Annotated in this window: 6 protein-coding genes and 2 pseudogenes; 5 read left to right on the top strand and 3 right to left on the bottom strand. The window is 47.8% G+C overall.

Annotated features, from left to right (window positions below; translation table 11 throughout):
* Positions 1–27 precede the first annotated feature (27 nt).
* Positions 28–838, top strand: a pseudogene (locus FIU95_RS09475) (IS30 family transposase).
* A gap of 60 nt (positions 839–898) precedes the next feature.
* Here the strand turns inward: FIU95_RS09475 and FIU95_RS09470 are convergent.
* Positions 899–1810 (bottom strand): LysR family transcriptional regulator, encoded by a 912-nt coding sequence (locus FIU95_RS09470; protein ID WP_152453546.1) that lies wholly within the window; start codon positions 1808–1810, stop codon positions 899–901.
* Positions 1811–2067: 257 nt separating this feature from the next.
* Here FIU95_RS09470 and FIU95_RS09465 point away from each other — a divergent pair, with 257 nt between their 5' ends.
* The 3 genes from FIU95_RS09465 to FIU95_RS09455 all read left to right on the top strand — a co-directional run bounded on the left by FIU95_RS09465 (position 2068) and on the right by FIU95_RS09455 (position 4931).
* A complete protein-coding gene (locus FIU95_RS09465; protein WP_152453545.1) occupies positions 2068–3039 on the top strand; it encodes an LLM class oxidoreductase in 972 nt (323 codons plus the stop codon).
* Positions 3040–3047: 8 nt separating this feature from the next.
* On the top strand, positions 3048–3866 hold the full coding sequence (locus FIU95_RS09460) for an SDR family NAD(P)-dependent oxidoreductase (protein WP_152453544.1): 819 nt from the start codon (positions 3048–3050) through the stop codon (positions 3864–3866).
* A 75-nt stretch (positions 3867–3941) separates the two neighbouring features.
* On the top strand, positions 3942–4931 hold the full coding sequence (locus FIU95_RS09455) for a zinc-dependent alcohol dehydrogenase family protein (protein WP_152453543.1): 990 nt from the start codon (positions 3942–3944) through the stop codon (positions 4929–4931).
* A gap of 47 nt (positions 4932–4978) precedes the next feature.
* Here FIU95_RS09455 and FIU95_RS09450 read toward each other — a convergent pair whose 3' ends face one another.
* Entirely contained in the window at positions 4979–6223 is a 1245-nt protein-coding gene (locus FIU95_RS09450; RefSeq protein WP_152453542.1) for a cytochrome-c peroxidase, read from the bottom strand.
* A 563-nt stretch (positions 6224–6786) separates the two neighbouring features.
* A pseudogene (locus FIU95_RS21715) lies at positions 6787–6930 on the bottom strand (IS3 family transposase); the annotation flags it as partial.
* Positions 6931–7445: 515 nt separating this feature from the next.
* Between FIU95_RS21715 and FIU95_RS09445 the strand changes: the two are divergent.
* Positions 7446–13190, top strand: coding sequence for a PA14 domain-containing protein (locus FIU95_RS09445; RefSeq protein WP_152453541.1), 5745 nt, complete (start codon positions 7446–7448; stop codon positions 13188–13190).
* Positions 13191–13251: the final 61 nt, after the last annotated feature.

The raw sequence follows: 13251 nt of genomic DNA, 5'->3' as shown, positions 1-13251 counted from the left end.
CTTCCACACAAACAAGCCAGGAACCTCATGGGAACCCGTACCAACCAGCTGACCTTGAAAGAACGATACCAGATTGAGGTCCTTAATGGGCAGAACTATTCAGCCCGAGCCATTGGACTACGCCTCAATAGATCCAATAAGACCATCTCTCGTGAGCTTGGTCGTCGCTGGGCGAATGCAGCTTGAGAGGTGTGCGAAAACGGTTAGTTGTTCAACAATTTACCGCTGGGTCAGTCGACTTAACTGGAGGTCACGTCTGCCAAGGAAAGCCAAACCTTATCAGAAACGGGCAGGTTCCGAGGCAGGCGTAAAGCTTATTCCAGAGCGCATAGATATTGATCAAAGACCTGCGATTGTCGATGAAAACACTGAGATCGGTCACTGGGAAGGCGATACAGTTTATGGTCAAGATGGCTATCTGGTGACACTGGTTGAACGAGTTTCCAAATTATTGCTCACTCGCAGAGTCCCAAATAAGAGCAAGAAAACAGTGAGCCGGGCGATCAAGCAGATGTTGAAGCCATATCAGGCCATCTGTAAAACCATCACCTTCGATAATGGAGGAGAATTTGCAGGTCATCAATCGATTGCGCAGAAGCTAGGATGCAGAATATATTTTGCGAAACCTTACCACTCTTGGGAACGCGGGCTGAACGAAAACACTAATGGCCTTTTGAGGCGCTTCTTCCCAAAAGGAGTGGAAATTGGCAAGATACCAAAAAGCCGTATTGATGACGCAGTGTTTCGAATCAATACTCGACCTAGGAAAGTACTAAATTACTTGAGCCCGCTGGAATTTTTGGCGGGTAAACGTGTGTCACTTATGTTGGCAATCTAGGAATTAACAATTTAGTTATTCAGATGGAGCTTTCTGCTGAGCAAAAAGAATTGAAGAAACTTACAGAGTTTCTGAGAAAACACCCTCTTCAATTTCTTCAACCAAAAAATCAATAAACACCCTAACTTTTGACGTCAGTACATTAGATTTAGGGTAAACAAGCCAAATAGCTGCCTGGTCATCAATTCTGTAATCCGGTAACACACGAATCAATGTGCCCTCTTCTATCTCTGAGTGAATATTCCACAGAGAGCTCATACAAATACCAACACCAGCCTTAGCCGCTATGCGCATGCTGGCACCGTCATCGCAAATAACCCGAGATTTACCATGCGGTGGTGGAAAGGAGCCGGCTTGCTTATCGGTTTCAGAGATCAGCCTTCTGGGTTTTGAATTCATAAAGACTAGAAGCTGATGCCTAACGAGATCTTCAGGAGTTTTTGGAACACCATATTTCTTTAGGTAGTTAGGGGAAGCACATAAAATTCTTTTATCATCCGCAAGCTTTCGGCCAATTAAACTACTATCTTCAACCGCATAATTGCGCAGGGCTAAGTCAAAGCCACCCTCGATTAGATTAACTTGCGTATCCGATAGTTTAAGCTCCACATTCACATCAGGATAGCGCTCAAGAAATTTGGGGAGGATGGGTGCTACAAAGCGCTGCACAAAGGTGCTAGAAGCGGCGAATCTCAATGTTCCACTTACATTTGAACTGCCTTTACCAAGCGCTGCCAGAGCTGCGTCCTCTTGCGCAAGAATCTCCCTGGCGAAGGGAAGGAATTCCTCACCCTCAATGGATAAAGCAACCTTCCTCGTAGATCTATGAAAAAGATCCGCCCCTAATTGGTGCTCAAGCTTTGACAGACGTGCGCTGGCTACAGAGGGGGCTAGCCCGAGTTTACGGCCAGCAGAGCTTATATTGAGCATATCTGCAGCCAGTACAAAAAGCCTGATACCTTTCGTATCCATCCATTATATCCAAAATCAGAATTCTGAATACCTATATACACCATTTATACGGCATTTCCAATGCATTAGGCTGTGTCCCGTCGGTGAGATTTTGTCACCAAGAGCTTAGTGATTAGGAAGGGGTTAGCGAATATCAGTGAGCCAATTGCGCATTTCCACCGAGGTTGTGAGGAAACCTGACCTCAAAAACCTCAGTCATGGGTGGTTGATGGCAATGGCCAAATCCGTAGTGTCAACTTTGATGAAGGGGATGTTTAGTGACTACAAGCCATAAAGACAAAGTTGAGTGTTTTCCTAGCATAAATATTGGCTTCGATAGCGTATTTAAGCCCGGAAAGCTATCTATTGGCTTAGTCGTACCTATTGAAAACTACTCGACAAACTCGATGCCAACAATGGAAGCACATATTGAGAGAGTACGACTCGCTGAGGCGCTGGGATTTAGCGCCATTTGGCTCAGAGATGTGCCATTCAACGTGCCTTCATTTGGTGATGCTGGTCAAGTTTTTGATCCTTTCGTCTATCTTGGATTACTTGCAGGGTCTACTTCAAAGATTGCCCTAGGTGTGGCCAGCCTTATTCTGCCACTGCGTCACCCCGCACATGTTGCAAAAGCTGCCGCATCGGTTGACCTACTTTCCGGAGGGCGCCTTATTCTGGGTGTTGCCAGTGGTGATCGCCCTGAGGAATATCCAGCGATGAATGTTTCATATTCAGACAGAGGAGAGTTATTCCGGGATAGTTATGAATACATTCGCAAAGTTACTGTGCCCTACCCTAAGTTTGAGAATGCCTTTGGAACAGTATCTGGTGAAATGGACCTACTGCCAAAGCCTCAAGGTAACCAGTTACCACTACTAATAACCGGATCTTCCCAGCAATCTCCTGATTGGTTGGCAAACAACGGGGACGGGTGGATTACATACCCACGACCACTTACGCAACAAAAGGACTTTATCGAGCAGCTAAGAGAAAGCAGAGAAGAATATGTATCGAGTAAACCAATCATGGAACCTCTTTATATAGACATTATGGACGACCCCAATTACCTGCCACAACCATTACACTTGGGGTATCGACTCGGCATTAACCAGTTAGGTAGGTATTTGAGATCAAGAGAGACTATTGGCATCAACCACATTGCCCTTAATCTCCGCTTCAACAGTCGAAATGTGGAAGAAACGCTAAAAAAAATAGCAACTATGATTCTTCCAGAATTCAAAGGGTAGGACTAAAAATGGCAAAGACAATTCTGCTAACAGGGGCAACGGACGGCATCGGTTTAGAAACAGCAAAGCTATTAGCATCAAAAGGGCACACTTTACTGCTGCATGGAAGAAGTAAATCGAAACTAAAGAACATCCAGGAGAGTATTTCCCAAGACTATCCAGATACCCATTTAGAGATATTTCTTGCAGATCTTTCTGACCTGTCAGACGTTGAAGCGCTGGCGTCGCAAGTTAAAAGCCGCTATTCGAGTATTGACATACTTATTAATAATGCGGGCGTATTCAAAACGGATAACCCAACAACTGATGCGGGTTACGATATTCGTTTTATAGTTAATGTCATCGCTCCTTACCTGCTAACGAAGCGTCTTTTACCTTTGTTCAATACTGAAGGCCGTATTATCAATTTGTCTTCTGCAGCACAAGCGCCTGTGAGCCTGCAAGCACTCAAAGGCGAGCAGATTCTATCTGATAGCGATGCTTATGCCCAAAGTAAGCTGGCTCTCACCATGTGGACATTTCAACTGGCCAAACTGCTTGATGAGAGTGCACCAGACCTCATCGCAATCAATCCCGCATCATTTCTAGGGAGTAAAATGGTAAAAGAGGCCTACGGATCATTAGGGAGAGATTTAAGTATTGGTGCGAATATACTGGTACGTGCCGCATTAAGCGATGAATTCTCAGGTAATTCTGGTAAATACTTTGACAATGACCTGGGTAATTGGTCTCCACCACACCCCGATGCTCTGGATGAAAGTCTGAATATAGCACTCATCGAAGAAATTATAGATATTGCAGATAAACTGGGAATAAAAGACGCCTAGTTACGAAATAGGACTAGCTCATCATACTAACCAAACTCATATCATTCACCCCAAGTATTTCCGTGAGAACTTTACATGAAAGCAATGATCGTAAACACCTTTGGTGACCCAGAGGTATTTGAAAAGGCAGAAGTCACTAAGCCAACCATTAAGGCTGGGCATGTACTCGTTAAAATGGCAGCGACCAGTGTCAATACAGTGGATACGATGATTCGCCAAATGGGCAAAGGGCTACCAATCTCCCCTCCTGCCCCCGCAATACTCGGTATGGACTTCGCCGGTACTATCGAAGAAGTTGGTGAAGGTGTGAGCGAATATAAAGTTGGCGATGAAGTCTATGGCTGTGCAGGTGGTCTGGCAGACCTACCGGGAACACTGGCTGAATACATGGTTGCAGATGCCAACTTAATTGCATTAAAACCAACCAATTTAACGATGCGTGAGGCTGCAGCCTTGCCATTAGTGGGCATCACTGCCTACGAGGGCCTGCTAAGGGCCGGCATTAAAACGGGCCAAAAGGTGCTTGTCCATGGCGGCTCAGGTGGAGTTGGTCATGTAGCTCTTCAATTGGCTAGACACTTCGGCGCTAATGTATTTTCTACTGGCGGTGGTGAGGCACAATTGAACCTGATTGAAAAACTGGGTGGAATACCTATTAATTATAAAAATGAGTCGGTTGAAGAGTATGTGCAGAAACATACCAATGGTGATGGATTCGATATAGTGTTCGACTCCGTTGGCGGTACAAACATGTCAAAATCATTTGAAGCATCTGCACTCAATGGTCAAGTTGTGTCAACAGTTGCCCTGGTTGAACTTGACTTAACAACGGCACATTTCAAGGGGTTATCTCTACATGTTGTATTTATGCTGATTCCGATGTTGCATAACTTTCACCGCGAAAAACATGGGCTCATTTTAAAGGCCTTGAAATCTATTGTTGAAGAGGGTGAGCTCAAGCCTGTGCTTGACGATACATCCTATAAACTAGAAGAGATTGGCAAAGCTCATGAGCGCCTGGAAAGCGGTAAAGCAATGGGCAAAGTCATAGTCACTATTGACTAGTAAAGTGGATTAGTTCAGCCCAAATCTGCTCGACAATTTTTTAATCGTCAGCGACGCAGCGGCGCCTCGCCTTCGGGGTGTTCGAGGTCCTTTTCGTCGAACGCGTCGTCGGTCAACGTCTTCAGGAACGCCACGATCGCGGCTTCTTCCTCGTCAGTCAGCCCGAGGTTGCCCAGCTCGGCCCGGTTGACGTTCTTAGGGACTTCGGGTTTAGGCCAGCCAGTGATTCCGAAGTTCGGGTCAGTTGCGTCGGGCACTTCACCGAGCGTATCACGGGTGTTATAGAAATGGACGATTTGCTCAAGCGTGGCGAAGACGCCGTTGTGCCCGTAGGGTGGAGTGATCTCAATGTTACGGAGAGTGGGAACCTTGAATTTACCATCCTGCGATCCGTCAGGGTGCTTGGCGGCGATCTCCGGCCGACCGCCCAGGCCCAGGTCGAGTGGCAGGCTGTCGACGCCGTGCAGACCGGCGATTCGCGGATTCACAGGAAGCCCCAGGTTGTCGTAGGTGAAGTCGGTGAACAGGGCATGCGGGTAGTTCGCCGGCGGCTTGCTACTATGGCAGTTGCTGCATTTGGCTTTGCCATTGAACAGTTGGAGCCCCAACTGTTCCTGCGGGGTCAGGTCGATCTTACCCGCGACGTAATAGTCGTACTTGGAGTTAAACTCGGCGAACTCGTCAGTGGGCTCGAAGGACCCAATTGCAGCGCCGAACTTGGGGTAGACCATATCGACCTGTGGCCACTTGAGGTCTACGCCGTAGAGCCGCCGGAAGGCCTCGAGATAGACCGGATTCTCTGCGAGGCGCGCGAGCACCGCCTCTTTGTTCGGCATGGCCATCTCCAGCGGGTTGAGTGGCGGTCCGATTGCCTGGTCTTTGAGCGAGTTGGCCCGGCCATCCCAGAACTGCCCGCCGACATAGGTCTGCTTCTGCTCATCCCAGTGGAACGGGGGGCTGAACGTCGCGTAGGCGGCGGTCAGGGCGTTGCGCGTGCCAAATTTCCCGGGCTCGGACCCGGGGGAAACCGGCATGCTTACCGGATCGGCGACACTGCGTGGATCGGCGAAACCGGCCGAGTGCGCGTGACAGGTGACGCAGCCGGTGTTACGCCTAGCCGAGATGTTCAGGTCGTTGTAAAGAAGGAATCCCAGCTCAACCCGATCGGGGAGCGTGGTATTCTGCTGCGGCGGAAGCGCCGCTGGTTTCTTGTCTGGCGTGGTGGCCGTTTCCCCCGTCAAAGGGAGGACAAAGATCGAGAAGGCGATCATGGCGCCGGCCACGATCAACATACCCAGCCCCCGCGCCTATTAGCTTTAATTCTCATGCCGTAATCCTCATACTCTGTATGCTGCTTTACAGCAGATTCTCTCACTGAAGCTACAATTTCGCTTCTTCCCTTCTTTTCAGAGACACCGAACATCTTAATCTTATCCGCTGTATACATTGTCGTTACATTACATAGCACCAGCTTCAACTGCTCCTTGGAAAGATCAGCGTATTTTGAAAAAACACTATGAAAAATCTTGACTCTTTACTCATGAGTTAAGAGTCAAGATTTCAAGTAATAGTTTACCAGGGAGCCAGTGGTTCACTATCTATCTATCTGTCTATTACTTCTATTGAAGACCCTGCAAGTCCCACAACGAGTCTATTAGCTACTTTAGATTATAGATTTCCTATAAAGTGGCAATCAGACATATTTATTTGCAATTCAATAATCTATGGTGGCCTAGCCTCTCCAAAAAAATAGCTCAGGGGCTTGGCGCAAATAAATCAGAGTGCCTGACTCAAACCACCGTTAGTAAGTAAATTTAAACGCCTACTCCAGTCCTTTTGCCCCACTCTGATGTGTTCAACTCCAACCAGACACTTCTTTAAACACATTTCTCAAATTAGATGGTGCTAGCCCCCCCAGTGTTGTATATATTCTGCGTGGGTTGAAATAAGCAATATAGGTTCTCACATCTGCTATCGCATCCTCTCTTGTCGGATAGAGATTTCCCGTTAACCACTTTACATCAGACTGCTGAAGAAACTTTCAGTCGGTGCCTTGCCCCAACAATTCTCCCTTACGGCTCGTTGAACACACCATTCCATACTACCTCAATAACGTTTGGTAGATATGGCTGGCATACTGACTGCCACGATCAGAGTGATGCAGGAGACCTTTTTGGGTCGTACGCAAATTGATAGTCATCATCAACGCACGACTTACCAAGACCGTTTCCATGTCCAATTTAACTAATTACAAAAATTAATAAGAGTTAGTTTCTAAAAATTTTTTAACACCTCCCTGTCGCCAAACGATAAATTAATTTTTGCCACATAGAACAAAAACAAAATAAGTCGCCGATTCCACTAGGGCTGAATGTTGCCCCTCAAAACGATCGACTAACATCCAGTTCTGATCTTTTTACTCAAGAATTTTTGTTGAATCTCTCAGTATATTTGGAAGAAATCGCATTTCATTAGAAATAGTTTTAAAGCAAAAGGATAAGCTGGATAAACGCTATGAATAAACGTCGAAAACCCGGTAAAAAATTGCAATCATGGCATCTGATAACACTATTCACCGCCTGCCTCTTTGGAAAAGCCTATGGATTTTCCCTGGCTACCGAAGCCGATTACTGTAGTGTGCACTTGGCTGAGTGTGGAGTGATTCGTGGAGAAAGTGGGGAGACCATTGATTGCGGTAGCTGCTCTAATGGTGAGAGTTGCATGGCCAATCGCTGCGAGGCAGCCTGCTCTCTCGATCAAACTGGTAAAGGTTCTTTTGATGGCCTCTTTGCTTATGTCCCGAGCCAAATTAGCAATACAGATTTATCTGGCAATGGGCACTCGGTTCAAACCACCTATACCGGGATACAACCTGATGACGGCGATGATTTCCCATTCATAAGCCGTACAGATATGACCACAAAAGCTATTGCGCTGGACTTTGGCAATAGCAGTACTGGGCTACCTTTAACAGTTTCATTTAAATATATACCCTCTCAAGCGTTACAAACCAATACGCTGATTAGCTCCAGTAGCTTAACGGTCATCGAACGACAGGGAATCATCTCTACACAACTCCATGGCGATGATGATATCGAAGTCATCAATAACGAAAGTATTTCAAAAACCTATAGCTGCAACCAAGTCACTGCGGTAATCGAATCGGATATGGTGACCACCTATTTCAATGGCAATGTAATACAACATAATGTGGATACGAGTGGTGTAGATATATTGGCTGGCGTAATGAATATTGGCCCTTATACAGGCAAGATCTGGGATTTGCGGGTTTTTAACCGCGCCCTTTCTCCTGGCGAAGCCAGTAACCTCGGCGAGGATTGTGATGATAATGGTAGCCGGGAAACGCCTTTTGAAGGATATCCTAACTATCTCTGCGCGGTGTACCAATGTATCTGGTGGCCCAATGATGTAGAAACCTCCGATGCATCTCTTCAATACCAGGTGAATGCCCATGATATGACCTGGGAACACAATGTACTGGCCACTGGTATGCACATGCACGGGGATCTCTGTGGTGAATATGAAAAGCCACGCGACTTACAACTAACGGAAGCCTATAGAAATTCCTGGGTAAACAATTTCAACAAAGACAATCCTTGGAATAATTTTGTCCTACATGAAAACTTCCATTCTTATCAGACCCGCGCCGGCGGCGGCAGTAAAATGCTACAGGAGTCGACTGCGAACTGGGGGGCCTATTCACAAAAACCAGGGCATGACGGAGTAAACCTGCTGGGCATGTATACCTTACAGCCACACCAACCACTCCACACGGATCAAAGTTCACCATTGGAGGAAGGCATCATAGATGCCTATAAAGGTGGCCATCAATATGGTGCCGGTATCTATGAATTTTATTTAAGTGAATACGTTACCGACCGAAAAATTATCGGTGATATTTATAATGACGACCGCCGTTACTCTGCCCCTGTAGCCGCCATGTACGATCTGGTGGCTCAGGCAGGTTACGATATGCGTGAGGTATTTTCAGAGTTTGCTGCGCGTACGATTACCTGGGATTACCCTGAGTATGGTGAGCAGTGGCGTCAGGCGGAGGTGGATTCCTATGGTCGCATGGTGAGTCAACAGCCTGACGATTTACCCGATGAAGAAGTCGATAATAAAATCTCAGAATTCTATGATGTTGAGGGGACCAATGGGCAATGGGTTGCAGTACCCGAGCGGTATCGCCCTGGCAGCTGGGCATATAACGCCTATGAAGTGGAAGTCTCGCGTGATGAAAACTACCTCATCGGTGTACGACCCTCAGTCACAAACCCAGAATATGCCGAATTCCGGGCGCAGGCAGTGGTTTATAACGAAGAATCTAATGAGCGGCGTTATCACCCAATCCCAGTTGTTAGCGCTGGCGAGGAAGGCACTGTTACTGTGCCGGTCAGTAGCGGGGAAACCCTATACCTGGTGGTCGCCAGCACTCCCTCGCAAAAATTTACCGACTGGGATGCCTACCGCTACGACTATCTGATTGAAGTCGGTGCCACTGGTGGCAACGACAACAACGGCTTGAACTGGGCCTATTATGAGGGCCAATGGGATCAACTGCCGAATTTCACTCAATTAACACCCGTTGCCACAGGTACCTCGACCAATATCGATATCAGCCAGCGCAACCGCAACGACTTTTTTGGCTTCCGCTTTGAAGGTGAGATTCAGATCGATACTGCCGGAACCTATACCTTCTACACCAATTCTGATGATGGCTCGCGCCTCTATATCAATGGGCAGATGGTAGTCGACAACGATGGGGAGCACCCTGTTCAAGAGCGCTCTGGACAAATCGAACTGAGTGCAGGGCGGCATGCACTAGTGGTGGATTTCTTCGAGCATGGGGGCAATGAAGTGCTTGAAGTCAGCATCGAAGGGCCGAACATCAATAAAACCCCCCTACCCGATGATATTGTCTATTCCGGCACTGATGGTGGCGGTTCTGGTGACACCAGCGGTGTTCTTTATGAATACTTTGAAGGCTCTTGGAATTCTCTGCCTGACTTTTCACAACTGACCGCCGTTAAGAGCGGTACCACAGCTAATTTCGATATCAGCCCCCGAGATCGCGATGATGAATTCGGTTTTCGATTTGAGGGTGAGATTCAGATCGACACAGCGGGGAGTTACACATTCTATACAAACTCGGATGATGGTTCGCGTCTCATTATTGATGGCCAAACCGTGGTGGAAAATGATGGCGTGCATGCGCCGCGTGAAAACTCTGGGCAGGTTGATCTGACCAGTGGTCGTCACTCAATTGTGGTGGAGTTTTTTGAGCTTCACGGCGGCGAGGTGCTTGGGGTCAGTCTCGAAGGACCCGGAATCGACAAAATGGCCATTCCCAACACCCTACTCTTTACCGGTGAAGATGGTGGCGGCGGTGGTTCCGACAACACGGCCCCGGTAGCTGATGACTTGATGGTTACCGTGAACCAAGATAGCTCGATCAATATCACCCTTACGGCTACAGATGCCGATGACGATACGCTCGCATATTCTGTGGTTAACCCACCCTCCCACGGCGGCCTAAGTGGCCAAGCCCCAGACTTGGTTTATTCACCGGCTAATGGATATAGCGGTAATGACAGCTTTACCTATAGCGCCAATGATGGCAGTGAAGACAGCGAGCCAGCTACGGTCTCGATAACGGTCAACCCTGTTGGCTCAGTAACCCCGGCCAAACTGTATTTGATGGCCGGACAATCCAATATGGTTGGTCATGGCAGCAACAGTGAGCTGGAGATTATTGACCCCGCTCTGAACATTGCGAGGGATGACGTCTTTATCAAAGCGATGATCAGCCCCAACAAGGCCCTGGGAGCGCTTCAGCCTGGTTATGGTTACGGCAATGGTAATTTTGGAGTCGAACTCAAAATGGGCCATGTGTTGGGCGATGTTCTGGATGAAGAGGTAGCCATGTTCAAAGCCGCTCAAGGTGGCACCACTTTGGACAACCCCGATCACTGGCGCCCACTGGCGTATGGCGGCAACGAAGGCAACCTGTATGACCAGATGATCACCGGCTTTGCCGCTTTCCGGTCGAACGAGTTAGCGGATATCGATCATGAATTAGCCGGCTTCATTTGGTTCCAAGGTTACAACGATACTTTTGGTACTGAGGATAATTATGAAAATCATCTTCGCAATCTACTGACGTCGATTCGTAATGATCTTGGCCAATCAGATCTGCCGGTTATCATCGTACAAATTAACGATAACCGCGGTGCAGCCGGTGAGGTAGTCATGGAAGCTCAACGGGTTGTTGCTGAAGAGGACCCGAATGCCAGCTTGGTCATATCCAGTGATTTAAGGCCTTACTATCACTACGGTAATGACAGTTATGTGGTGATTGGCGAGCGGATAGCCCAAGCGGCATTGCCACAGCTGGGGAGAGCAGCGGCAGTCGGTGACGAGTACACGGCAGCCCCGGATAACACACTGAATGTGGACCAATCACAGGGTGTTTTGCACAATGATTCAGGAGATGGCTTGTCGGCTGAACTAATCAGTACAACCCAGCATGGCAACTTATCTCTCAATGGGGATGGTAGTTTCACTTATACCCCCGATGCGGATTATTTCGGGCCCGATCAATTTGAGTATCGTGTGCAAGCCAACGGCTTAGCAGGCAATACTACTAAAGTGAAACTCTGGGTTCGCGATGAAAACGACCCTCTCACCCTGCATTACACCTTTGATAATTATTCCGAGGACTCGACCACGGATGATGCAGCTGGTATCAAAGCACGGGTCATCGGAGACGGGGTCAGCTTCGGCCAGGCCGGCTACGAGGGCTCAGCAGCCTATTTCAATGGTGAAGGCGTTCTACATTATTGGGAGACCTACCCCATTGTTGACTTCCTCAACCTCCACACCAGTCAGGATTTCAGCTTTGCCATTTGGGTGAAAACCGATACCTCAGTCACTGAAGAACAAATACTGATCTCCAATAAGTATTACTATGGACGAAATGGCGGCTTTGCTTTCACCACGTCCAGCAACGGTAGCATCAAAGCGTTAATCAGTGCCCAGGATCATGACAATCACAGCTACAACACCGTACGTGTCGAAGCCACTCAAGGGGTTATTGATGATGGTAACTGGCACCATGTCGCCATGGTGGCCGATTTTTCCAGTGAACAGTTGACGCTTTATGTCGATGGAGAGGTAGTTGGTCAGGGAGACCTGAGTGCCCTGGTCGGTGAAATCAATCAATATGAATCTGTCATAGGGGATGGTTCCGGCGGAGGTGACGGTAGCTCACAAGGTTTCCAGGGTTACCTGGACGATCTGCGTATCTATCGCAAAGCCCTAACAACCCAGGAGGTTGCACAACTGGCGGACGTGGAAGACGGAGGTAATGGTGACGGCAACGGCCTCAATTACGCCTATTACGAAGGCAGCTGGAACGAATTACCGGATTTCACCCAGCTAACTCCCGTTGCTACGGGTACTACTGCCAACATTGATATGACATTGCGCCAGCGCGATGATCTATTTGGTTTCCGCTACGAAGGTTATATTCAGATTGATACGGCTGGTACTTACCGGTTTTACACCCGGTCCGATGATGGCTCACGCCTCATTATTAACGACCAGGAGGTGGTAAGTAATGATGGTATTCACGGGCCCGCCGATCGCTTTGGAGACATTAATCTCGGTGTTGGCCGACATCATATAATCATCGAATTCTTTGAATACTATGGCGGCGAACTGCTGGAAATGAGTTACGAAGGCCCGGGAATTACAAAGGTAGCAATACCCGATAATGTGCTTTTCCTAACCGATGACTCCAGCTCAGGCACAGTGAACGATGGGACCTATGTAATCGTCAATGCCGCCAGCGACCGTTGCGCAGATGTTACCGGGGCGAGTAATTCCAATGGAGCAGATATTATTCAATGGGATTGCCACGGCAACAACAACCAACGATGGCAAGTTACACAAGTTAGTGATGGCCTTTGTACCCTCACCGTACTCCATAGTAACAAGCTGATGACAGTGGAGGCTGCCAACGATGCTGAAGGTGCCAATGTGTATCAGTGGGAGGCCATTGACGATAACAGCCAGAGGTTTTACCTGGAGCATCAGGGAAATGGCTCTTATCGAATCCGGCCAGCACACTCTAACCTATGTATCGAAACAGCATCAATCACAAATAGAGAATCCCTTTATCAGGGTGCTTGTGATGCTAGCGATGGAGAATACTGGGTATTCGAGAGTGATTAACTAGCACCATTAATAGAAAATTAGTAGATAATAAGAGCAAAAAGCCAGGGGGATTTTTCTC

Origin of the sequence: Microbulbifer sp. THAF38 (genome assembly GCF_009363535.1) — a bacterium.
Taxonomy (GTDB): domain Bacteria; phylum Pseudomonadota; class Gammaproteobacteria; order Pseudomonadales; family Cellvibrionaceae; genus Microbulbifer.
This window is presented reverse-complemented; position numbering and strand designations above follow the sequence as displayed.

Coding starts and splice junctions, on each gene's coding strand:
- FIU95_RS09470 (WP_152453546.1), bottom strand. CDS start 1,810: ATGGATACGAAAGGTATCAGGCTTTTTGTACTGGCTGCAGATATGCTC.
- FIU95_RS09460 (WP_152453544.1), top strand. CDS start 3,048: ATGGCAAAGACAATTCTGCTAACAGGGGCAACGGACGGCATCGGTTTA.
- FIU95_RS09455 (WP_152453543.1), top strand. CDS start 3,942: ATGAAAGCAATGATCGTAAACACCTTTGGTGACCCAGAGGTATTTGAA.
- FIU95_RS09450 (WP_152453542.1), bottom strand. CDS start 6,223: ATGTTGATCGTGGCCGGCGCCATGATCGCCTTCTCGATCTTTGTCCTC.
- FIU95_RS09445 (WP_152453541.1), top strand. CDS start 7,446: ATGAATAAACGTCGAAAACCCGGTAAAAAATTGCAATCATGGCATCTG.